At 63.0% G+C, this 23,006-nt stretch carries 20 protein-coding genes and 1 tRNA gene; 8 read left to right on the top strand and 13 right to left on the bottom strand.

Features of this window, described 5'->3' with window-relative positions; all coding sequences use genetic code 11:
• Positions 1 to 72: 72 nt before the first annotated feature.
• Positions 73 to 570, bottom strand: coding sequence for a VOC family protein (locus ACIQ17_RS05265; protein WP_398466124.1), 498 nt, complete (start codon positions 568 to 570; stop codon positions 73 to 75).
• A 196-nt stretch (positions 571 to 766) separates the two neighbouring features.
• Positions 767 to 1,312, bottom strand: a complete 546-nt coding sequence (locus tag ACIQ17_RS05260; protein ID WP_398466122.1) for a carboxymuconolactone decarboxylase family protein — start codon at positions 1,310 to 1,312, stop codon at positions 767 to 769.
• 156 nt (positions 1,313 to 1,468) lie between these two features.
• Here ACIQ17_RS05260 and ACIQ17_RS05255 point away from each other — a divergent pair, with 156 nt between their 5' ends.
• Entirely contained in the window at positions 1,469 to 2,653 is a 1,185-nt protein-coding gene (locus ACIQ17_RS05255; RefSeq protein ID WP_398466119.1) for an acyl-CoA dehydrogenase family protein, read from the top strand.
• A 132-nt stretch (positions 2,654 to 2,785) separates the two neighbouring features.
• Positions 2,786 to 3,922: an acyl-CoA dehydrogenase family protein gene (locus ACIQ17_RS05250; RefSeq protein WP_398466116.1), complete on the top strand. Its 1,137-nt coding sequence runs from the start codon at positions 2,786 to 2,788 to the stop codon at positions 3,920 to 3,922.
• A gap of 134 nt (positions 3,923 to 4,056) precedes the next feature.
• Here ACIQ17_RS05250 and ACIQ17_RS05245 read toward each other — a convergent pair whose 3' ends face one another.
• The 6 genes from ACIQ17_RS05245 to ACIQ17_RS05220 all read right to left on the bottom strand — a co-directional run bounded on the left by ACIQ17_RS05245 (position 4,057) and on the right by ACIQ17_RS05220 (position 11,201).
• Complete coding sequence (locus ACIQ17_RS05245) at positions 4,057 to 5,097, bottom strand: amino acid ABC transporter substrate-binding protein (RefSeq protein ID WP_398466148.1); 1,041 nt, start codon at positions 5,095 to 5,097, stop codon at positions 4,057 to 4,059.
• A gap of 66 nt (positions 5,098 to 5,163) precedes the next feature.
• Positions 5,164 to 5,766, bottom strand: coding sequence for a L,D-transpeptidase (locus tag ACIQ17_RS05240; RefSeq protein ID WP_398466114.1), 603 nt, complete (start codon positions 5,764 to 5,766; stop codon positions 5,164 to 5,166).
• A gap of 185 nt (positions 5,767 to 5,951) precedes the next feature.
• Positions 5,952 to 6,563: a sigma-70 family RNA polymerase sigma factor gene (locus tag ACIQ17_RS05235; RefSeq protein ID WP_398466112.1), complete on the bottom strand. Its 612-nt coding sequence runs from the start codon at positions 6,561 to 6,563 to the stop codon at positions 5,952 to 5,954.
• Positions 6,564 to 6,760: 197 nt separating this feature from the next.
• Entirely contained in the window at positions 6,761 to 7,495 is a 735-nt protein-coding gene (locus ACIQ17_RS05230) for a response regulator (protein ID WP_398466110.1), read from the bottom strand.
• The gene (locus ACIQ17_RS05225; protein WP_398466108.1) at positions 7,492 to 9,246 is read right to left on the bottom strand and encodes a DUF3369 domain-containing protein; all 1,755 of its coding nucleotides are present in this window, start codon (positions 9,244 to 9,246) and stop codon (positions 7,492 to 7,494) included. Before ACIQ17_RS05225 ends, ACIQ17_RS05230 begins: the two co-directional genes overlap by 4 nt.
• A complete protein-coding gene (locus ACIQ17_RS05220; protein ID WP_398466146.1) occupies positions 9,216 to 11,201 on the bottom strand; it encodes an ATP-binding protein in 1,986 nt (661 codons plus the stop codon). Before ACIQ17_RS05220 ends, ACIQ17_RS05225 begins: the two co-directional genes overlap by 31 nt.
• A gap of 360 nt (positions 11,202 to 11,561) precedes the next feature.
• Between ACIQ17_RS05220 and ugpB the strand changes: the two genes are divergently transcribed.
• Positions 11,562 to 12,884 (top strand): sn-glycerol-3-phosphate ABC transporter substrate-binding protein UgpB, encoded by a 1,323-nt coding sequence (gene ugpB, locus ACIQ17_RS05215; protein WP_398466105.1) that lies wholly within the window; start codon positions 11,562 to 11,564, stop codon positions 12,882 to 12,884.
• Between the two features lie 103 nt (positions 12,885 to 12,987).
• Here ugpB and ACIQ17_RS05210 read toward each other — a convergent pair whose 3' ends face one another.
• The 4 genes from ACIQ17_RS05210 to ACIQ17_RS05195 form a co-directional block, all read right to left on the bottom strand.
• Entirely contained in the window at positions 12,988 to 13,833 is an 846-nt protein-coding gene (locus tag ACIQ17_RS05210) for a cell envelope integrity protein TolA (protein ID WP_398466103.1), read from the bottom strand.
• A complete protein-coding gene (gene exbD, locus ACIQ17_RS05205) occupies positions 13,830 to 14,267 on the bottom strand; it encodes a TonB system transport protein ExbD (protein ID WP_398466101.1) in 438 nt (145 codons plus the stop codon). Before exbD ends, ACIQ17_RS05210 begins: the two co-directional genes overlap by 4 nt.
• Before the next feature lie 17 nt (positions 14,268 to 14,284).
• Entirely contained in the window at positions 14,285 to 15,061 is a 777-nt protein-coding gene (gene exbB, locus ACIQ17_RS05200; protein ID WP_398466099.1) for a tonB-system energizer ExbB, read from the bottom strand.
• Between the two features lie 142 nt (positions 15,062 to 15,203).
• Complete coding sequence (locus ACIQ17_RS05195) at positions 15,204 to 17,279, bottom strand: TonB-dependent receptor (RefSeq protein ID WP_398466097.1); 2,076 nt, start codon at positions 17,277 to 17,279, stop codon at positions 15,204 to 15,206.
• A 168-nt stretch (positions 17,280 to 17,447) separates the two neighbouring features.
• Here ACIQ17_RS05195 and hpxZ point away from each other — a divergent pair, with 168 nt between their 5' ends.
• A complete protein-coding gene (hpxZ, locus tag ACIQ17_RS05190) occupies positions 17,448 to 17,846 on the top strand; it encodes an oxalurate catabolism protein HpxZ (protein ID WP_398466144.1) in 399 nt (132 codons plus the stop codon).
• 7 nt (positions 17,847 to 17,853) lie between these two features.
• Here hpxZ and ACIQ17_RS05185 read toward each other — a convergent pair whose 3' ends face one another.
• On the bottom strand, positions 17,854 to 18,213 hold the full coding sequence (locus ACIQ17_RS05185) for a DUF3175 domain-containing protein (RefSeq protein WP_398466142.1): 360 nt from the start codon (positions 18,211 to 18,213) through the stop codon (positions 17,854 to 17,856).
• Between the two features lie 220 nt (positions 18,214 to 18,433).
• On the opposite strand from ACIQ17_RS05185, the gene ACIQ17_RS05180 reads away from it, so the two are divergent.
• The 4 genes from ACIQ17_RS05180 to ACIQ17_RS05165 all read left to right on the top strand — a co-directional run bounded on the left by ACIQ17_RS05180 (position 18,434) and on the right by ACIQ17_RS05165 (position 22,607).
• On the top strand, positions 18,434 to 19,906 hold the full coding sequence (locus ACIQ17_RS05180) for an MFS transporter (RefSeq protein ID WP_398466095.1): 1,473 nt from the start codon (positions 18,434 to 18,436) through the stop codon (positions 19,904 to 19,906).
• Between the two features lie 4 nt (positions 19,907 to 19,910).
• Positions 19,911 to 20,735 carry a trehalose-phosphatase gene (gene otsB, locus ACIQ17_RS05175; protein WP_398466093.1) on the top strand — a complete coding sequence of 275 codons (825 nt, stop codon included), beginning with the start codon at positions 19,911 to 19,913 and terminating at the stop codon, positions 20,733 to 20,735.
• Positions 20,736 to 20,894: 159 nt separating this feature from the next.
• Positions 20,895 to 22,370 (top strand): trehalose-6-phosphate synthase, encoded by a 1,476-nt coding sequence (locus ACIQ17_RS05170; RefSeq protein ID WP_398466091.1) that lies wholly within the window; start codon positions 20,895 to 20,897, stop codon positions 22,368 to 22,370.
• 147 nt (positions 22,371 to 22,517) lie between these two features.
• Positions 22,518 to 22,607, top strand: a tRNA-Ser gene (locus ACIQ17_RS05165).
• Positions 22,608 to 23,006: the final 399 nt, after the last annotated feature.

The raw sequence follows: 23,006 nt of genomic DNA, 5'->3' as shown, positions 1-23,006 counted from the left end.
ATACCCATCACTTCTTGCGCCGATGGTGATGGGTATCGCGAAGACGCTCAACCCATCCTACGGGTCGGCGTTTTACGCCTCCCGTGCCCGCAATAAATCCTCGACATCCAGCCGTTTCGTGAACATCTCGATCTCGCCATTGGCATCGCGTGGCCATTCGCTTTCCGGGCGGTCCCAATACAGCTCCACCCCGTTCTGGTCGGGATCGCGCAGATACAGCGCTTCGCTGACGCCATGGTCGCTGGCGCCGTCGAGCTGGATTCCGGCGGCGAGCACACGGTGCAAGGCGTCGGCGAGGTCGGCGCGGGTCGGATACAGGATGGCGGTGTGGAAGAGGCCGGTGGTGCCGGGCGCGGGCGGCTGGCCGCCTTTGCTCTCCCAGGTGTTGAGGCCGATATGATGATGATAGTCGCCGGCGGCGATGAACACGGCCTGGTCGCCGTAGCGTGCCTTGATCTGGAAGCCGAGCACATCGCGATAGAAGCCGAGCGCGCGATCGAGATCGGCGACCTTGAGATGTACATGGCCGATCCTAGTGCCAGCGGGGATCGGCGGGTTGGTATCGGGCATAGCGAGGCTCCTGCGTGGTGTGATGCTCCAGACGATCTAGTCACAGTGCTGGCGGGTAGGTAGAGCGCCTTCGCGAAACCCATCGTTTCCAGAAAGTGGATTTGTAGGGCGGATGAGCCGAAGGCGAAATCCGCCGGCCGATTTCATAGCTGAAACTCCGCGGCGGATGACGGCTTCGCCTCATCCGCCCTACGTGTCACGCCAATTCCGATACCTGTCCGTCCGGCAGGCCGAATTCATAGGTGTTCAGCGTCATCGAGACCATCGTGTAATAGCCGCACAGGCCGATGATCTCGGCCAGCGCCTTGGTGCCGAGCACCTCGTTGGCTTCGTCATAGAGCGGCTTCGACAAGCCCTGCGCCTCGTGCAGCGACCTGGCGATGTCATAGATCACGCGCTCTCTCGTCTCGCCGAAGGTCGGCGTGCGGCGGTTCTTGATGTCTTCGATGATGGCGGGATCGAGGCCCGCATTCAGCGCAAACCGTTTGTGGGCATACCATTCGAAATGCGCCGTCCAGTGCCGCGCGGTGACCAGGATCGCGAGTTCGGCATGCGCATCTGACAGCGAGGTGTCGTAGCGCAGGAACGCGCCGAGGCGCGTAGCGTGACGTGCCATTTCGGGGCTGGCGAGCCAGGCCATCATCGGCTCCGGCGGCTTGCCGCGCTTGCTGGCGATGGATTCATCATAGATCGCCTTCTGGTCGGCGGTCATTTCGCCAGGCGAAAGAAGCTTCAGGCGCATCTCGTTCCTCGTCTCGTTCTTGTTCGTTATCGGGCGAAGCTAACGGGTCTTCGCACCTCGCGACAAGCCATTGAATTCCGCGATCTGCCGGGTAAGCTTCGCGCCAACAACAATGCGGGCGTCCCACGCTTGCGCACAAACAACAGGAAACACCCGATGTCGGATCTCGAGACATTCCGCAGCGATACCCGCGCCTGGCTGGAGCAGAATTGCCCGCCGGAGATGCGCAAACCTGTCACGGCCGATGAAGATGTGTTCTGGGGCGGTCGCAACACGAAATTCGCGTCGGAGCCGCAGCGCCTCTGGTTCGAGCGCATGCGCGACAAGGGCTGGACCGTGCCGGACTGGCCAAAGGAATATGGCGGCGGCGGCCTCGACGGTGCCCAGGCGAAAGTGCTGCGCGAGGAGATGGCGAAGATCGGTGCGCGTCCGCCGCTGTCGAGCTTCGGCATCTGGATGCTCGGGCCGGCGCTGCTGAAATACGGCAATGACGCGCAGAAGAAAGAACATCTGCCGAAGATCGCCGCGGGTCTGATCCGCTGGTGCCAGGGCTATTCCGAGCCGAATGCCGGCTCCGACCTCGCCTCGCTGCAGACGCGCGCGGAGAGCGATGGCGATCATTATGTGATCAATGGCTCGAAGATCTGGACGTCCTACGCCAATTACGCCGACTGGATTTTCTGCCTGGTGCGCACCGACGGCGCGGCGAAGAAGCATGACGGCATCAGCTTCATCCTGTTCGACATGGCGTCTACTGGCGTCTCGACGAAGCCGATCCTCTTGATCTCCGGAAAGTCGCCGTTCTGCGAGACTTTCTTCGACAATGTGCGCGTGCCGAAATCGCATGTGGTCGGCACGGTCAATCGCGGTTGGGACGTCGCCAAATATCTGCTGCAGCATGAGCGGGCGATGATCTCCGGCATGGGCGAGCGCGGCGTCGGCCGTCCGCTCGGTCAGGTGGCGGCGGATACGATCGGGGTTGATGGCGAAGGCCGGCTCGACGATGCGATGCTGCGCGGGCAGATCGCGACATTCGAGGTGGACGAGGCGGCACTGGCCTGTGCAGCGGAACGGGCGGTCGATCTCGCCAAGGCCGGGCAGGGGCATCCGGCGTTCTCGTCGGCGATGAAATATTACGGAACCGAACTCAACAAGCGGCGCCACGAAATCCTGATGTCGGCGGGCGGCAGCGATGCGCTGGAATGGGAAAGCGCGCGTTCGCAAGAAGGTGTGAAGCCGCGTGCCTGGCTGCGGACAAAGGCGAATTCCATCGAGGGCGGCACCAGCGAAGTGATGCTGGGAATCGTCGCGAAACGGATTCTGGATTTGCCGGGAGCTTGAGGCTTTCTCCGCTGTCATCCCCGGGCTTGACCCGGGGATCCATCTTCGCCGCGCGTCGCAAGATGGATGACCGGGTCAAGCCCGGCCATGACGGAGTGTAAACGATATCGACAGCGAATTGGACATCATCCCATGCCTCTCCTCCTCAACGAAGAACAGACCATGCTCCGCGACAGCGCGCGGGGATTCATCGGTGACAAGGCGCCGATCGCTCATTTCCGGCAGCTCCGTGACAGCAAGGACGCGACGGGCTTTTCGCGCGACCACTGGAAGACCTTTGCCGAAATGGGTTTTGCCGGCCTCCTGGTGCCGGAAGCCCATGGCGGCAGCGGGCTCGGAGCCGTCGAGGCCGGCGTCATCATGGAAGAGATCGGTCGCACGCTGATGCCGTCGCCGTTCTTTGCGACATCAGTACTGTCAGTCACCGCATTGCGCGGCGGCAGCGAGGCGCAGCAATCGGCTTATCTGCCGAATATCGCGGAGGGCAAGCTGCTCGCCGCTCTCGCGATCGATGAGGGGACGAAACATCGTCCGTTGCACATTGCCCTGAAGGCCGAGCGTTCCGGCAATGGTTTCAAACTCAGCGGCGACAAGGCTTTCGTGGTCGATGGCCACACCGCCGATCTCCTGATCGTGGCGGCGCGCAGCGGCGGCAGCGTGGGCGAGCGCGAGGGGCTGACCTTGTTCGCCATCGATCCCAAGGCGAAGGGCATCGCCGTTGAGCGCACGGTCATGGTCGATGCGCATAATGCGGCGCGGATCGTGTTCGACAATGTCGCCGTCGATGCCGACAGCGTGCTCGGCGAGGTCGATCAGGGCGGCGCGTTGCTTGATCGCGTGCTGAGTATCGGCCGGGGTGCCTTGGCGGCCGAGATGGTGGGACTGTCGGACGAAGTATTCGGGCGGACAGTGACGTATCTCAAGGAGCGCAAGCAGTTTGGAAAACTGATCGGCGAATTCCAGGCACTGCAGCACCGCGCGGCGCATCTCTATACGGAAATCGAGGTGACGCGGGCTGCTGCGATGAAGGCGCTGCAATTGCTCGATGCCGACGCGCCGAATGCGGCAGCGGCCGTTGCTGTGGCGAAAGCCAAGGCTGGCACCACGGCGACGCTGGCGGTGCAGGAGGGCGTGCAGATGCATGGCGGCATGGGCATGACCGACCAGTTCGACGTTGGCCTGTTCATGAAGCGCGCGAGGGTGTGCCAGGAATTGCTGGGCGACAGCAATTTTCACGCGGACCAGCTGGCGAAGATGAAGAAGTATTGAGGTAGGAAAGCCTCGGCTCCATCTGTCATCACCCGCGAAAGCGGGTGATCCAGTAAACACAGGCGCCGCGTTCGTATTTCAGAAGTCCGTGTCTACTGGATCGCCCGGTCGAGCCGGGCGATGACACCGAGAGTTTAGCGAATCGGCGGTGCGTATTGGATGCCGCCGGCATTCCAGGTCTGGTTCAACCCGCGCGGGATCTTCAGCTTCGAGCCGTCGCCCACATTGCGCTCATACACCTCGCCGTAATTGCCGACGTGGCGGATGATCCGCGCCGCCCAGTCCTTCGACAGGCCGAGATCCTCGCCATAGACGCCCTCGGTGCCGACCAGGCGCATCACGTCCGGCTTCTTAGACTTCAGTGCCTCGTCGATATTCTTCGAGGTGATGCCGAGCTCTTCGGCATTGATCATCGCATAGAGCGTCCATTTCACGATCATCATCCAGTCATCATCGCGCTGGCGGACCACCGGAGCCAGCGGCTCCTTCGAGATGACATCGGGCAGGATCACGTGATCGTCCGGCTTCGCCAGCGTCAGGCGCAGGGCGTAGAGCTGTGAGGCATCCGCCGTGAAAGTGTCGCACTGGCCGGAATTATAGGCCTTGAGGACATCCTCCAGCTTCGCGAATTTCACTTCGGTGTATTTGATGTTGTTGGCGCGGAAGTAATCCGCTGCATTCAGCACGGTGGTGGTGTTGTCCTGCACGCAGACCTTGCTGTCATTGAGCTCGAGCGCCGAGTCGATATTGCGCGACTTCGGGATCATGAAGCTCTGGCCGTCGTAATAGGACACGGCCGGGAAATAGAGCGCCAGATTGCTCTCGCGCGACATGCTCCAGGTGGTGTTGCGCGCGAGGATGTCGATCTTGCGGCTCTGCAGCTCCTTGAAGCGCTCATTGGCGTCGAGGCCGACGAATTTCACCTTCTTCGGATCGTCGAAGATGGCGGCGGCGACAGCGCGGCAGAAATCGACGTCAAAACCGCTCCAGTTGCCCTGCGCATCCGGCGCCGAAAAGCCCGGCAGGCTCTGGTTGACGCCGCACAGAACCGCGTCGCGCTTGATGGTACGTTTCAGCGTCTTGGTGTCGTAGCGTTCATAGGTGATCGCGGCGGCTGCGATCGCGGTGGCGACCGCAAGGCCGATGGCCAGTCCGGTCACGAAAGTGCGCTTCATCGCCATGAGTGGTCAGCCCCTGATTAACGTGTGGTGATGCAAGGAGTCGCGGTGGCGAACGCCACCTCAGATTTCGGGCTTCTGCCGGATCACGACCTTGGTGCCGACGGGAACGCGCTCGTAGAGATCGGTGACGTCGGCATTGACGAGACGGAAACAGCCGGATGACACGGCGGTGCCGATGGTGTCGGGCCGGTTGGTGCCGTGGATGCGATAGACGGTGGCGCCGAGATAGAGCGCGCGGGCACCCATGGGATTGCCGGGGCCGCCGGCCATGAAGCGCGGCAGATAGGGCTGGCGCTGGATCATTTCCGCGGGCGGGGTCCAGTCAGGCCATTCGGCCTTGCGGGTGATCTTGACCAGGCCCTGCCACTGAAAACCGTCGCGGCCGACGCCGATGCCATAGCGCATCGCGCGGCCATTGCCCTGCACCAGATAGAGATAGCGCTCATTGGTGGAGATGATGATGGTGCCCGGTGGCTCGGTGGTGCGGTAGAGCACCATCTGCTTCTGGAATTCCGGCGGCAATTCGATGGAGTCATCAGCGATCAGGCCGGGCTCGTCACCGACATCGGGGCGCTGCAATTGCGCGCTGGCTTGCGTGATCGACAATGCGAGGCCGGCTGCGGCGATGAGAGTGAGCCCGAGCAGGCGGCGAAGGTCGATCATTTCGGCATCTCCCGATTTGATGGTCCGGTGTGCATAGCATCGCAGCACCGGCACGAAAACCACGAATTCGCCGGCATGGTCGTTCGCGCGGGTGACGATTTGATTAAAAGCGCAGGCGACAAAAAACCCGGAGCAGGGTGGCGTCCTGTCCGGGTGGAGGTTTTGAGGTCGGGAGAGAAAAGGCGTTACGCTGCAAGGCTGTCGATGCCGGCATTTTTCAGCAGGTCGGCGAGCTGCTTGCGGGCATAGAACATGCGCGTCTTCACGGTGGAGGCGGGGATGCCGACAATCCCGGCGACTTCGTCGACCGACTTCTCGTGATAGTAGACGAGATTGACGATCTCGCGGTGCGCAGGAGAGAGCTTGGCCACGCAGGCGCGCAGGATTTCGCTGGTGCGGCTGCGGTCCAGTGAGGCTTCCGGCGTGTCGGCGCTGTCGGCGACGTCCATCACCTCGTCTTGGTCGATGTCCTCGTATTTGCGCTGGCGCAGCGCGGTCAGCGCCTTGAAGCGCGCGATCGACAACAGCCAGGTGGAGACCTGCGAGCGGCCCTCGAACTGGCTGGCGGTGCGCCACACATCGAGGAACACTTGGCTCACCAGATCTTCCGTCGCGGTGACATCGCGCAGCATGCGCAGCACGAAGCGATAGACCCGGACATTGTGACGGGCATAGAGCGTGTGCATCGCGGAACGGTCGCCGGTGGCGATCCGCTCCAGCAGCATCTCATCCGTGGTGGCGCGAGCAGTGATGATTCCCTGGCGGCCGGCGGCGTTGATGGCGATGACGTTCGACATGACTGGCTCCCGTTGAAACGTCGGTGATGGGCGTTTCGTGGGATCAGTTGTTAAGGTTTGCAGGTTTCAGGACGGCGGCTTGAAAAGCGGAAAATGGTTTCGTGGCGGCGGAGAATTGTTTCGTCGGGGCCGTTGCGACGAAACATTCGGGGATGAAAATCGAATGTTTCTAATGAGATAGCATTCCGGACGGCGGACTAAGCCTTCTCTCCGGCGGGAGAGAACAAATAGCCGCCACCGCGAATTGTACGGATTACGGCGGGCTTTGTCGGGTCGGGCTCGATCTTGCGGCGGATGCGCATGATGCGGAGGTCGACGGCCCGGTCGAACGCCTCGGCGTCGCGGGCATTGGCGAGCTCCAGCAACCGTTCGCGCGACAGTACGCGCTTCGGATTGGCGGCGAAGACCTTGAGCAGGCCGAATTCGGACGCCGTCAGCGGATGCTCGTTGCCTTCCTCGTCGCGCAGTGCCTGGGCTTCGAGATCGAGCCATTTGGTGCCGAAGCGGACGAGATGATCCCTGGCGTTCTTGGCCGGTGCAGCCTCGGCAGCCGCCTTGGCGGGTACGCTCCGGCGCAGCACCGAGCGGATGCGCGCCATCAGCTCGCGGAGTTCGCAGGGTTTTGCGATGTAGTCATCCGCGCCGAGTTCGAGGCCGACCACGCGATCGATCGGGCTCGCTGTTGCCGTGAGCATGATCACCGGCACGTTGGTGCGGCTCTTGAGGTCGCGGATGATCGAGAGGCCGTCTTCCTCCGGCATGTTGAGATCAAGCACCACGAGATCGGGCACCCTGGTCTCGATCTCGCCGCGCAGGCTCTTGCCGCCGTCGCACAGCGTCACGGTGAAGCCGTGCATCTTCAGATAATCGCCAACCATTTCGCGGGCGGGCGCCTCGTCATCGACGACGATGATATGCGGGCTCGTGCTCATGGCCGGGCCTCGGTGGTGACCGGCAGCAGAATGACGAAGCTCGCCCCCTGGCCGGGGCCGGCGCTGTCCGCGGTGACTTCGCCGCCATGCATGTCGATGATGCGCTTGACGATGGAGAGGCCGAGACCTGTCGAGCTTTCGCCGCCGGTGGGTTTGGCGGAGAGCCGCTGGAAGCGACCAAACAGGCGGTCGAGATCCTCCGGCGAGAGTCCGGCCCCCTCGTCGCTGACGCTGATGCGGACCTGATCTGCATCACCGGCCACCCGGATGTCGATCTTGCCGCCGATCGGCGAGTATTTGATGGCGTTGCTGATGAGATTGTCGATGGCCTCACGGATGCGATCGGCGTCGCACATGGTCAGGTCGGAATGGCCCGGCGTGGACACCGCGATCTGCTGCTGCTTGTTGACCGCGGAAGGGCGATTGGCCTCGGCCACCTCGCTCACCAGCGCGGAGAGATCGACCGGCTCGCGGCGGATGGTGATGTCGAACGCATCGGCCATGGCGTCGGAGATCAGGTGGTCGACCATCGATGTCAGGCGCTTGGTGGCATCGCGGATATGGTCGATCTGGGTGGCGATGCCTTCCTTTGCAGAGCCTGCGGCAATCAGCTCGGTCAGCATCTCGGTGCGGCCGAGAATGACGCCGAGCGGGTTCTTCAGGTCATGGGCGACGGTGCCGAGGATCTCGTTCTTGAAGCCATTGGCGCGCTGCAGCCGCAGCCACTGCGCGGAGAGGCGACGGTTGGCCTGCATCAGCGCGCGGGTGCGCTGGGTGACGCGGTCCTCAAGCTGTGTATTGGCCGCCTGGAGCTGCTGATAAAGGATTACATTGTCGAAGGCGATGGACAGGCGGCTGCCGAACAGCTCCACCAGCGAACGGTCGGTCTCCGACAACTCGCGCTCGGCCTGCAGCAGCACCACGACTTCGCGACCCGAGCCGGTGCGGATGTAGAGCACGGTGCGATGGTCGTCGAACTCATGCTTGCGGCGGCGGAAGGCGTCTTCCACCATCTGGCGCAAATCGGAATCGAGCGAGTCCGGCGTCGGGCATCCGGTGAAGCGGCTGTAGCAGCCGGAGCCGGCCAGCACCGCAAAATCCTCGGTCACGGAGCCGCCGTCGCGCAGCACCAGAATGCCCGCGCAATCCACATTGAGCAGCGATGCGATCTGGGTCAGAACGCCTTCGGCGAGCCGCTGCATCGAGCGGAAGTCGTAGAGCGTGGAGGCGGCATCGAGAATGATTTCAAGGCCGCGCCGGGTCTGCACCATGCGCTCAAGCTGCTGATAGCTGCGCAGCGCCGCCGTCAGTGAGGTGAACAGCTTGTCGGCGGTGAGTTCGGTCTTCGCCTTGTAGTCGTTGATGTCGTAATCGACGATGATGCGGCGCTCGGGAGCCTGGCCTGGCTGGCCGGTGCGCAGGATGATGCGGACGGTCTCGTTATGCAGCTCGTTGCGGATGAATTCGACAAGGGCGAGGCCGGCATCGTCGGTTTCCATGATGACGTCGAGCAGCACCGCCGCGATGTCGGGATGCTGGCGCATCAAGTCGCGGCCCTCGGCGGCGGAATAGGCCGACAGGATCTCCAGCGACTGGCCGTTCAACACATAGTCGCTCAGCGCAAAGCGCGTGCCTTCATGCACGGCCTGATCGTCGTCGATGACCGCGATCTTCCATTTGCGGGCATGGGACTCGTGAAGTAACTCGCCGTCGTCTTCGATCAGGAAGAGGACATCGTCTTGGTCGGCCATTGCTGCGTCGTCCCGTCAAATGAGCCGGCGGCACCGGTGGCGCTCCGCGGCATGATAATGCGAAATGTCGTGCCTTGTCCCAAACGGGATTCCAGCATCATGCGGCCGCCCAGTTGCTGGGTGACCAGGTTGTAAACAATGTGCAGGCCGAGGCCGGTGCCGCCGTCGTTGCGGCGCGTCGTAAAGAATGGATCGAATGCTTGCCGTTGTACGTCAGGGCTCATGCCGACGCCATTGTCGGAAAAGCTGATCTCGATGTCATCAGTGCCGCGCGCCTTGGCGGTGACCGAAATGGCGCCGGGCTGGCCATCCGGGAAGGCGTGATTGGCGGCGTTGAGGAACAGGTTGGTCAGGATCTGGCCATAGGAGCCGGGATAGCCGTCCACCAGCAGCCCGTCCGGCACGTCCACGGAGATGCTGATCGGCGCCTTCTTCAGCACCGGCCGCAGGCTGGCGATGATCTGGTCGGTGGCCTCGCTGAGGCTGAACTGGCGGCGCTCGGCATGGGAGCGGTCGACCGCCACTTGCTTGAATGACTGGATGAGATCGCCGGCGCGGTGCAGGTTGGCGACCAGCTGCTGGGCGGCATCCTGCGATGTCCTGACGAAATCCTCGAGCTGCGAGCGCTTCAACGGCGCCTTCGAACGCAGCTCGGCGTCGAACATCTCGGCGCGGCGGGCGAAGCTCGACGCCACCGTGAGGCTGATGCCGATCGGATTGTTGACCTCGTGGGCGACGCCGGCAACGAGGCCGCCGAGCGCGGCCAGTCGTTCGGCATCGATCAGGTTCTGCTGGGCCGTATTGAGTTCGAGCAGCGCGCTTTCGGCCTTTTCCTTGGCGGCGCGCAGCTCGTATTCGGCGTCGCGCTTGGCGATGGCATTCTGGCGAAACACCTCGACGGCCCGTGCCATGGCGGCGATTTCGTCCCTGGCCGCCGTGCCCTGGACCTTACGGTCCAGATCGCCCGAGGTGATCGCCCGCATCGAGGTCATGATCTGCCGCAGCGGCAGGCGAATGCTGAGCGTGATGATGATGCCGGCGGTGAGAATGATGCCCAGAAAGGCGCCGGCAATCACCAGCACGTTGCGCGAGATGGCGGCCAGCGTCCGGGCGAAGGTCGTCTGCGCGCTTTGTTCGCGCTGGCGCATCTTCACCGACAGGCCGTCAATGGCGGCGATGGTTTCTGCCTGGCTGGCATCGATGGCGTTGCGCAGCAGATCGGTGCGGCCGGACAGCTGTTCGGACAGTTTTGCGAGACCCTCGCGCAAAGCCCCCGCGCGTCCCTTCAGGCGTTGCAGGGCGATGCGCTGCAGATCGTTGTCGGAAAGGTCGGTCATCACCGGAATGGTGCGCTCGATCGTCTCGGCATTGCGCCGGGCTTCTTCGGCGGATGCCGAGGCCAGCGAGAGATAGTAGGAATTCGCCGCCACCAGCATGGCGGTGAAGGCCTCGCGGGATTTGCCGAGCGCGGGCCAGATCAGCGCATCGCGCTGGCCGGTGGCGCCTTCGATGATGGAATACAGCCCCGCCATGTCCTTGGCCGGGCCGAGCACCTGGTCCTCATAGGTCTTGGCGATGGTGGTCTGCAGCGAGCGCAGTTCGCCGAAGCCTGAGAGGAAGCGTTCTGTCACGCGCTCCAGCTCCTCGACCGAACCGGAGATCATCGGATCGGTGGAGGCGCGGGTGTTCAGCGTGCCCAGCACGGCCTCGCGCAGCAGCAAAATCTCGGCGAAGAGTTCGGGGCTCGGCTGGTTGATGTAGCGATGGATCAGGTTCTGCAGCCGGCCGGTCTCGCTTTCCAGCAGCGCCAGCACCTGGTCTGATTGTCGCACCTGGCGAACATCTTCCCAGGCAGACGACAGCACCCGCGAGCCGCTCCAGATCAGGCCCGCGAGAACGAGCACGACGGCGGAATTCAGCGCGGCAATGGAGAGAATGCGCCAGCGGATCGGAATCGCGCGCACAAGCCCGACAATGCCGGTTCGGCCCTTCGCCGCCAGTCCTTCCTGACCCTCGGATACTTCACTGTGCGGTCGTGTCACCACGAGTGTGTCATTCGTCCTTTGGGAAAGGTTCACTTGGCGGACAAAGTCTATCTAAAGACTTGCAGCTATACTTGCGATTGAACCGAAAGGCATTGGAATTTAACACAGTTTGGCAGGTTGATGATGAATCTGCTTGCGGACGGCCCGTGATGGCCATCTAAGACCTTATCGGAAATGTCATATTGATGTGTTGCCGGGAGGTGAGACCCTCCTGTGGCAGGCTGATGGCACCCGGCTTCGATCGGCACTGCAACAAGGCAGGATAGGACGATGCGGAAACTGGCGCTCGGATGTTGCGCGCTCGTCATGACGACCCTGCTGGCTATGGCCCCCGCGCGGGCTGTGGTCGAGGTGCAGTGGTGGCATGCCATGTCGGGCGAACTGGGCCGGCAGGTCGAAAAGCTGGCGATGGACTTCAATGCCACCCAGACAGGCTTCCGTATCGTGCCGGTCTACAAGGGCAATTACACCGAGACCGTGACCTCGGCGATCTTCGCCTTCCGCTCGCGCAGCCAGCCGGCCATCGTGCAGGTCAACGAGATCGGCACGGCAACCATGATGGCGGCGAAGGGGGCCACCTATCCGGTCTATGAGCTGATGCGCGACCAGGCCGAGACATTCACGCCATCGGCCTATCTGCCGGCGATCACCGGCTACTACACCGATACGGACGGGAATATGCTGTCGTTCCCGTTCAACGCCTCGACGCCGATCCTGTACTACAACAAGGATCTGTTCCGCGCCGCGGGCCTCGACCCCGAGCAGCCGCCGAAAACATGGCCGGAGCTCGGAGCCATGGCCAAGCGCTTGCGGGCCGCGGGTTCGGCCTGTGGCTTCACCACATCATGGCCCTCATGGATCAATGTCGAGAATTTTTCGGCGTTTCATAACATTGCGATGGCCACGCGATCGAATGGGTTGGCCGGCCTCGACGCCGCGCTGACCATCAACAATCCCGCCATGGTGCGCCACATCGCGCAGCTCACCGAATGGCAGAAGACCAAATTGTTTGACTACAGCGGCCGCGCCACCACCGCCGAGCCGCGTTTCCAGAAGGGCGAATGCGGCATCTTCCTCGGTTCGTCCGGCACACGTGCGGACATTCTCAAGAATGCGAAATTCGATGTCGGCTACGGCATGTTGCCCTACTGGCCGGACGTCGCCAGCGCGCCGCAGAATTCGATGATCGGCGGCGCCACCCTATGGGTACTGCGTGATCGGCCGCGCGACGAATACAAGGGCGTCGCCAAGTTCTTCGCGTTCCTGTCACAGCCCGACATCCAGGCGGCGTGGCACCAGAACACGGGTTACCTGCCGAGCACGCGTGCGGCCTACGAGCTGACCAAGTCGCAGGGCTTCTATCAGCGCAATCCCGGCACCGAAAAATCCATCGAGCAGATCACGCTGAAACCGCCGACGGAGAATTCGACGGGGTTGCGGCTCGGATCATTCACGCTGATCCGCGATGCCATCGAGGACGAACTGGAAGCGGCCTTTGCCGGGAAGAAGACGGCACAGCAGGCTCTGGATTCGGCCGTCGAGCGCGGCAACAAGCTGTTGCGGCAATTCGAGCGAGCCAATCCGGCGCAGTGATGCCGTAGGGCGGATTAGCCGAAGGCGCAATCCGCCGGCCGAGTGCATGGCTGAGTCTCCGCGGCGGATTACGCTTCGCTAATCCGCCCTACGGCCTCAGCCCTCACCGCAAATCATACGACAGCGGCAGCGTGAACGACTGGGTCGACATCGCCATCTCCGCCGGGAAGGGCGGGAATGGCTGCGCGCGGCGCACGGTGGCGACCGTCTCTGCGTCAAAGGCCGGATTGCCCGACGAGCCGATCGTGCGCACCGACAACACGCTGCCCGAACGGCTCAGCGTGAAGGCCACCATGGTGCGGATCTTGCCGGCCTGTCCGTTGCGCGCGCCGGAGGGATACTGCTTGTAGCGCTGCACATGCGCCTGGACGATCTGATTGTAGCTGGCCACGGCCGCGCGCGAGGCGCCGGCCATGGCCGCGGAGTTCGTCGGCGCGGTGTGTTCGGCGCGCTGCGGCGCCGTGGTGCGCGGTGCGGGCTTGCTCTCATTCGGCTTCTTCTTCACCTCGGCCCGAACAGGTTTCGGCTTCTCAGGCACGGGCTTCGGCGGTTCGGGAATGACCTTTGGCGGCTCCGGCGGTGTCGGCACCGGCTCTACCTTCTGTTCCTGCGGTGCTGCGACCTCGGCCTTGTCCATCAGCGGTGTCGGCGGAATCTGCTCCTCGACCGGCTGTTGCGGCTGCGGTTCGGGGGGCGGCGCGGACTGTTCCTCGGCCTGCTGCATCTGCGGACCCGGCGCGATGTCGAGAGGCTGCGCTTCCGGTGCCGCGGACATCGGCGACATGTCGATCATGATGGTGGTTTCGGCGGTCCCCGGCGGCGCATGGTTGCGATACAGCGCGATGCCGCCGGCGATCAAGGCGGCATGGATGGCAATGATCGCCAGCGCCGAACCGGTCCAGCGCAGCGCGGCCTTGTCGCCGGGATGGTGGAGCGCGAAGGCATTCATTGCAGCGTGGCGCGTCCGTCGAGGCCGACCAGCGCGATCTTCAGATAGCCGGCATTGCGCAGCATGTTCATCACCTCCATCAGGTCGCCATAGCTGACGGCCTTGTCGGCGCGCACGAAGATGCGTTCGTCCTTGTTGTTTTTCGTGGCGGCGCCGAGGGCTTCGCCGAGCCCGTCGCGCTGGATCACGTCCTCGCCGATGCCGAGCGTCATGTCCGGCTTGACGGTGACGAACACCGGCTTGTCCGGCCGCGGCTGCGGCTCGGCGGTGGAGGCCGGCAGATCGACGCCCATGTCCACGGTCGCGAGCGGCGCTGCCACCATGAAGATGATCAAGAGCACCAGCATCACGTCGATGAAGGGCGTGACATTGATCTCGTGATTGACTTCGAGATCATCCGCCGCGCCGATACGTCCGCCCAGTCGTGAGCCCATTGTTTTTTCCCGCGCTCTTACTCTGCAGCGCGCGCCAGCGGCATGCCGCGGCGGCTGTGGTCGCGGCTGATGAGAAGCATCACTTGCGCGGACGCGTCGCCGAGCAGCGCGCGATAGCCGGTGATGCTGCGCACCAGCGCATTGTAGATCATGACCGCCGGAATGGCGGCGACGAGACCGAGTGCCGTGGCCAGCAGCGCTTCGGCGATGCCGGGCGCGACCACGGCGAGATTGGTGGTCTTGGTTTCGGCAATGCCGATAAACGCATTCATGATGCCCCAGACGGTGCCGAACAGGCCGATGAAGGGCGAGGTCGAGCCGATGGTGGCGACGATGCCGGTGCCGCGCGCGATGCGCCGCGCCATTGCGCCTTCGACACGCTCGAGCCGCAGCGCGATGCGCTCCTTGAAGCCGTCGTCGAAAATGCCGTGGGAGAGTTCGGTTTCGCGGACGGCGGTGTGGATGAGCTGGGCGACCGCATCGCGCGCCTCGGCGCTGTCGCGCGCGACCTGGCGCAGCGACGTATCGCTCTCCAGCATTTCGAGGCGCTGATGGGCGCGGCTGGTTTCGCGGCGCAGTTCGATGGTCTTGGCGAGCCATACAGTCCAGGTCACCAGCGAGGCGCAAGCGAGGCCGACCATCACGGTCTTCACCACGATGTCGGCGTTCTGGAACATGCCCCAGGGCGACAGGTTCGACGGCAGCAGCGCCTCGGCGCCGGCAGCGAAAGCCGGTTGAACAGCGAGCGTCGCGAGGGCGGCGGCAAGAAGGAACGTGGAGCGGGAGCCGGTCATCGAAGCTGCATTCCGTGGATCGAGGCTGTGTGCGAAGAGCGCCGGACCATATCGCCCGTCACCGGTGATGTCGCCCTCAGGGCGGCATGTTGCGAACGAAAATGGAGCGATTCCAAGGTCTTGAATTCAAGGGTCATGGCGGTCAAAATCGCATGGTCGTGAACAACCGGACGCCGAGACCGGGCTGCAACACCTCGGCCTTCTTGAACGATATGTGGTTGCGAATGCGCTCGTCGAGCAGATTGTCGCCGACAACGCCAAAAGTGATGTCGCGCATGCCGCCATCGACCTTTGTGAACGTGTGCGTGTAGCTGACTTCGGCCTTCAGCAGATTGTAGCCACTGGTCGGCGTTTCATTGGCCGCGATGTCGTCCTGCGTGAAGGCATGCAGCAGGCCGAGGCGGGCATACCATTCCGCACTGCGCCACCAGATGCCGCCGCCGACCCGCATGGGGGCAATGCGGGGCACATTGCTGCCATCGGCAAAGGTCGCGCGCACCACGTCGAACTGACCGTCCAGGCCGAGCATGCCGTCGTTGACGGGGGCGACATCGAGTTGCGCCATGAACTCGGCGCCGCGGAAATTGGCATCGCGCTGGCCATAGGCAACCTGCATCAGCGGGCCTGTTGCGCCGCAACTCGCGAAGACGTCGGTGCAGAAATTGCCGGTGAGTTGCTTGTAGATGAAATCGAGATAGCGCGTGTAATAGATGCTGGCCTCGAAGCGGAACTGGCCGGCGCTGCGCTTGAGGCCGAGTTCGACGGATTCGGCGGTTTCGATCTTGAGATTGGGATTGCCGATCACGAAAGTGCCCGATGCGCCGTCGGAGCCGCGCGAGAACAGTTCGGGGGCGGCTGGGGCGCGCTGGGTGCGGCTGGCATTGAGCGACACCACCATGTCCCAGGGCAGCGATTGCAGCACGCCGAAGCTGAAGCTCATGGGCGTGAAGTTTCGCACCGCGGCTGTTTCGCTGAACGTGTCCGGCGGCGGCAGGAAATTGGCCGGGAAGGTGGCCGCCATGCCCGACACGGTGAGGGTCTCGATACGGCCGGCGGCCTGCAGTTTCAGCGTGTCATTGAGCTGCAACTGCTCGAAGGCGAAGCCGCCCACGGCATCCGTATTGGTCGGCGCCAGCAACCCGCCGAGCACGCCTGATGTGCCGAGCTTGCGGTTGCTGGCCTGGATGCCCCAGCTTCCGGTCAGCGCACCAAGCGGCGTTGCCACCGCGGCATGATCGAGTTCGACGCGGCCCTCGATTTCCTTGTTGGTGATGGTGTTCTGCAGGCCGTCGATGCCATCGCCGCCAATGGCGAATTCCTTGTGCCTGTAGTCGCTGACGCCGACGGCGAAGCGGATGGCATCGATCTTGTCGTTCGGCGCGCGCCATTCACCCTTCGTCGTCCATTTGGTCTGTTCGAGATCGATCCGCGTGCGGCTCGCGGATTCCGCGACACCGGGGATGTGGTAGAGGCTGGTGATGTGCTGGAGCGCAGTGCCGATATAGCCGCCGTCGAAAATATACGAGCCGCCGATGGCCTGGCCTTCGGATTGCTGGCGCGTATTGGCCTGCACGCCCCCTCCGGGAATGCGATAGTCACCGGCGCGGCGGGCGAATGCGTCCACATGGATGGCGACATTGTTGCCTGACGCATCGATGCTCGCCGCGCCATCGACGCTGCTGTCCACCGATGAGCCGCCGCCCTTGATCTTGGCGGCAAAGCCGTTCGGCACCAGCGCCTCGGGAATGCGGTTGTTGATCGCATTCACCACGCCGCCGATGGCCTGGTTGCCATAGCGCAGCGTGCCCGGACCGCGGATCACCTCCACCTTGTCGGCGGTGAGCGGATCGACCGGCACCTGATGGTCCTGGCTGAAATCCGAGACGTCCTGGCTGCCAACGCCGTTTTCCTGGATGCGGACGCGATAGTCGTCGAGGCCGCGGATATTCGGCCGGCTCGCGCCCGGCGCAAAGGTCGAGGCGGCGATGCCGGGCTGGGTCGCCAGCAGATCGGCCAGGGATGACGAGGCGGCGCGCTGCAGGGCCTCTCCGGAGAGCTGCGTGGTGGACTGGAAGGCGTCGGCCTCTTTCTTCTCGCGCTCGGCGGTCACGGTAATCTCCGACAACGCCTCCTGCGCGTGGACCAGGCTGGCGCTCGCCCCGTAGATGCAGGCTGCCCCGGAAAGTGCCGCCACCGATGCCCAATTCCCCAATGCCACGCCGCTTCCCTTACATCTAACTGCGAATGCTAATGCGAACTAGTCGCAATAAGGGAGGGAAGTCGCGACCTTGTCAAGCCGCGATGGGCAGAGATCGTCATGGCAGCGCTGCTGACCTATGATGACAGCGGTTCGGCCCGGTCGTCGGGCGACGCAAAGGAAATGTCCATGGAAATCAATCTGCCCGACGTCATCGCCGAAGTGAGCGCCGCCTTCGCGCGCTATGAAAAGGCGCTCACCACCAATGACACGGCAGTGCTGGGTGAGCTGTTCCGGAATGATCCGCGGACCATCCGCTATGGCATGGGGGAAAACCTCTACGGCTATGACGAGATCCAGGCCTTTCGCGGCGCGCGTTCACCGGTGGGCCTGATGCGGCGGATCGAGAGGACGGTGATCACGTCCTATGGCCGCGATACCGCCGTGGCCTCGACGCTGTTCTATCGCGACAATGCGCCGGGCAAAGTGGGACGGCAGATGCAGACCTGGATACGCTTTCCCGAAGGCTGGCGCATCGTTGCCGCCTCGGTCAGTGTCATCGACGATCCGCAAAAGAAAGCGGAATGAGCATGTCTCACGGGCGGCCGAACTGCTTCTTCAATTCGTCTTTTGCGCGTTGCAGCCGGGTCACCTGTGTCTTCGGCAGGTTCTTGCCAGCGCGATTGATGTAGAACGTCAGCATCGACAGCGCCGAGCGGTAAGGGTTCGCCTTGCGGCGATCGCTCTGCTCGGCAGAACGTTTCAAGGACGCCGCGATCCTGCGGGGATCGTGCAGCTTGAACACTCCGTGTTTGAGGTCGAGTGCGTCGCTGGTGTCGGTGACGTGCTGCGACCAGCGTTTGCGGGACGCTTTCTTCGCGCCGCCATGTCGCTGATGTGACGCGGTCTTTGCCGGAGCACGCTTGCGTGCCGCCTTCTTCCTGCGTTGGCTCATGAGGGCGTCCTCCTTCGTCCCGCCAACCCGGGCGATCCGGCCTCGTTCCTGGCCGCTATTCGGGAACTTTCGCAGTGCCAACCGGTTAGCCAACCGTGGGAATTCATTGTCAGGACCAAAGCAACCCATGCCGGTCGGCATCGGGTGGTATCCGCTTTCGTGCCGTCGCCTTGCCCTTGAACCCGAGGAGCCCAGTATTGATGCTTCGGAGCAGGGCGACATGAGCAGCGCGCAGGCGATCGCGCCGGACGGCCTGCCCGCGCAGGGCGCGCGGGTGATCGAGACCGACATTCCTTCACGCCTCGACAATCTGCGCTGGAGCGGTTTCCACACCCGCGTCGTGCTCGCCCTCGGCATCACCTGGATTCTCGACGGGCTCGAAGTCACGCTCGCCGGCGCGTTGTCCGGCGCGCTGAAGGACGATCCGGTCCTCAAATTCTCCAATCTCGATATCGGCATTGCCAGCAGCGCCTATCTCGCCGGCGCCGTCATCGGCGCGCTCGGCTTCGGCTGGCTGACGGATCGCATTGGCCGCAAGAAACTGTTCTTCATCACGCTTGCGCTCTATCTTTCCGCCGCGGCGGCCACGGCGTTCTCCTGGAATCTCGCGAGCTATGCGCTGTTTCGCTTTCTCACCGGTGCGGGCATCGGCGGCGAATATACGGCGATCAACTCGACCATCCAGGAACTGGTGCCGGCGCGCTATCGCGGCTGGACCGACCTGGTGATCAATGGCAGTTTCTGGCTCGGCGCGGCCATGGGCGCCGTCTGCGCCATCGTGCTGCTCGATCCCGCCGTGGTGTCGCAAGCCTATGGCTGGCGCATCGCCTATTTCACTGGCGCTGCGATCGGCCTCGTGGTGCTGTTCATGCGCATGTGGATTCCGGAAAGCCCGCGCTGGCTGATGATCCACGGCCAGCCCGAGCGCGCCGAAGAGATCGTGCGCGACATCGAAACATCCGCGCATCAGAAGGCATCGCCCGACGTCATCGCGTCGCTGCCGAAGATCAAGCTGACCCAGCGCAGTCATACGCCGCTGTTGGAGGTCGCGAAGACGCTGTTCGTCTCATACCGTCAGCGTTCGCTGGTCGGTCTGGTGCTGATGGCGGCGCAGGCCTTCTTCTACAACGCGATCTTCTTCACCTATGCGCTGATCCTGACGGATTTCTATGGTATCTCGTCGAGCCATGTGGGCTGGTACCTGCTGCCCTTCGCTGCCGGCAATTTTCTCGGTCCGCTCCTGCTGGGCCGGCTGTTCGACACCGTCGGTCGCCGCGCGATGATCGCCTTTACCTATGGGATGTCCGGAATCCTGCTGGCAGGTTCGGGCTATCTGTTTTCCATCGGCGTGATGAGCGCGCAGACCCAGACGATCGCCTGGATGGTGATCTTCTTCTTCGCCTCGCCCGCGGCCAGTGCAGCCTATCTCACGGTGAGCGAGACCTTCCCGATCGAGGTCCGCGCATTGGCGATCGCGCTGTTCTACGCCATCGGCACCGGCATCGGCGGCATCGCCGGCCCGGCGCTGTTCGGTGTCCTCATCGATACCGGCTCGCGCAGCAGCGTGTTCGCCGGTTACCTTCTCGGCGCCGTCCTGATGATCGCGGCTGCGATCGTCGGCTGGCGCTATGCCATCGCGGCGGAACGCAAGCCGCTTGAATCAGTTGCACGGCCATTGGCCGCGACGGAGTGACATCATGACTTCACCGCAGAAAATCATCGAAATTGCCCTGGACGATGCGCCGCCTGCAGCATCGGCGATTTTCGATCATGTCGATATCGAACTGCCGCGACTCAGCGAATGCGCCTTGCTGCTCGATATCGATGGCACGCTGCTCGACATGGCGCCGACGCCGCGCGAAGTCTGGGTGCCGCCGGATCTCGCCACCAATATGGGCAAGCTGCTGCAGCGGACCAATGGCGCCATGGCGCTCGTCTCCGGCCGGTCCGTCAACGATATCGACCTGATCTTCGCGCCGATGCAGTTTCCCGCGGTCGGAGGTCATGGCGCGGAAATGCGGCTGGGGCGCGATGTCGAATCCGTCGCGGCAGGCGCGCCGCCGATGGACAAGGAATTGAAGCGGCGGCTGGCTGCGATCGCGAAGCTCTCGCCCGGCATTCTGCTGGAAGACAAGGGCTATTCGCTCGCGCTGCATTATCGCCTCGCGCCCCATGCGGAGAAGGCGATCTATGATGCGGTGTCGGCGATCCGTGCCGATCTTCCCAATGCACCAATTGAAGTGTTGCCCGGAAAATTCGTCTGCGAGATCAAGCCGGCGGGATTCACCAAGGCGACCGGCGTGATCGAATTGATGACGCATGAGCCGTTCAAGGGGCGACGCCCGATTTTCCTCGGCGACGATGTCACTGATGAAAGTGTATTTGCCATCATGCCCGGCATGAATGGTTTGGCATTCTCCGTTGGCCGTCACGCGCAGGGTGTTGCAGGCCATTTCGCCGAACCGCGCGACGTGCGCGCGTGGCTCGGGCGATTGCTGATTGATGATGCGAAGGTCGCGTAAGCGACTCCCATCGCGTCAGTATGAAGCGGTGGAACTCCACGAAAAAGTCGGGTTCCACTGTTGCGTGCCCGAATTTGGTTTCAATCGGGTCGAATGATGACCAGGAACCATATTGATGAACGGACGTTTATCCTCGACCAGCCATCAGGAGGGAATCTTGTGAATCTCGTCGTTGTCTCAAACCGTGTCTCCCGCGCCTCGGCAAATGAACCGATGACTGGAGGATTGGCGGCAGCATTGCTGCCCGTGGTTGAGAAGTCCGGCGCGATTTGGGTTGGTTCCTCCGGTCGTTTGCGCGAAGGCGCGCAGAAAGAACCGTTTGCTGAAATTGAGGCGCTCGGTGCGGGCGCGCTGGCGATGCTCGATCTGCCGGCCGCGCACTACGAGGGCTATTACGAAGGCTTCGCCAACTCTGCGCTGTGGCCTGCATTGCATTCCCGCACCGATCTGATCCGCACCACGCAGGACAATTACCAGTCCTATCGCGAGGTGAACTCGTTCTTCGCCCGTGCGCTGCTCAAATTCCGCAAGCCTGACACCGCGTTCTGGATCCAGGATTATCATTTCCTCGCGCTCGGCGCCGAATTGCGTGCGCTCGGCGTGACGCAGCCGCTTGGCTTCTTCCTGCATACGCCATGGCCGACGCGCGATATTTTCAGCGGCGTGCCGCATCATCGTGAACTGGTCGAGGCGATGCTGGCTTACGATCTCATCGGTTTCCAGACCGATGGCGATCGCGACAACTTCCTGTCCTATGTGGAAGGCGATCTCGGTCTCGAGGTTTCGGCCGGCACCGTGCAGTCGCGCTACGGCGCGTCGCGTTGTGCCGTGTTCCCGATCGGCATCGATCCCGCGAAATTTGCAGCCTTCGCTGCAAAATCGTCGTCGCATCCGGATGTGTCGCGTCTGCGCCGCAGCCTGAATGGCGAGAAGCTCGCCATCGGCGTCGACCGTGTCGATTACTCGAAGGGCCTGGTCAATCGCATCGACGCTTTCGATCGCATGCTGACCGCACAGCCGCAGCTCAAACGCTCCGTCTCGCTGCTGCAGATCGCGACGCTGTCGCGCGGCAATATCGAGGCTTACGGCGATTTGCAGAACCAGCTCGCCAAGCTGGTCAGCGACGTCAATGGCCGCCATGGCGAGGTGGACTGGACGCCGATCCGCTACCTCAACAAGGGTTTCAGCCAGACCGTCCTCGCCGGCCTTTATCGCGCCGCCCAGGTCGGCGTCGTGACGCCGCTGCATGACGGCATGAATCTGGTGGCGAAGGAATATGTCGCCGCCCAGAACCCGGTCGATCCCGGCGTGCTCGTGTTGTCGAAATTCGCCGGCGCCGCCAATGAGCTGGATACGGCCCTGCTGGTGAATCCGCACGATATCGACGGCATGGCCCGCACCATCGCGACGGCATTCTCGATGCCGCTGATGGAGCGCCGGATGCGTTGGGAAGCCATGATGGCCAAGCTGCGCGCCGGCACGATCCAGGAATGGTTCGGCGATTTCGTGAGTGCGTTGCAGGATGCCCATGCGCTCAACGACACCGCGCAAAATGACAATGTGCCGGGCGCCGCGCCGGTGGTCTGGCCCGTCCATTCCGTCGCTTCGGTGGCGGCGACGTCCCGCCTGCACTAGGTCGGGGTGCCAGATCGAGATCGCGGGCCGTCAGGGCGGCCCGTGGGCGGCAAAATCCTTTTATTTTCCAGATAATTGCGAAAAAGCGTCGATCGATGCCGGCGCGCGCTTGCAAATCGGTCGTGCAGCCGTCATGAGAGGCGCACTGGGGAGGTGGCCGAGTGGTTGAAGGCGCACGCCTGGAACGCGTGTAAACGGGAAACTGTTTCGAGGGTTCGAATCCCTCTCTCTCCGCCAGTAGCTTCTAACGTTCTGTGTTCCCTAGAGAATCGTGTTTCCCATCTGATACCGGGACCGATCGCCGCCTCTAGGGCAAGGCGCTATCTTCCAAATTACCATTTGGCTTATCGTATCGCCGTCTGGAGCGGCCAAGCCGAGCTTTGGACGACCTCGCGGTTCGTCTTGGTCTCATTCGTCTGGCGCGCTGGCATCGCCGCCTTTACGGAGCACGAATGCGCGGCGCCGCAACACCCTGCGAAGTGCAAGGTGTCTCAATTTTAAGGTGTCAAAAGCACAGGCGTACTCGTATCTTCGGACAGGATTGGTTCTAGGTCGTCAGTCTACCGTGCCATTTTATTCGAATTGCTGATTTCGCATGCCTTCTGATCCAAGCAATGAGTTTGACGGGGGCTACAC

This window comes from Tardiphaga sp. (assembly GCF_044340795.1).
Lineage (GTDB): Bacteria > Pseudomonadota > Alphaproteobacteria > Rhizobiales > Xanthobacteraceae > Tardiphaga.
This window is presented reverse-complemented; position numbering and strand designations above follow the sequence as displayed.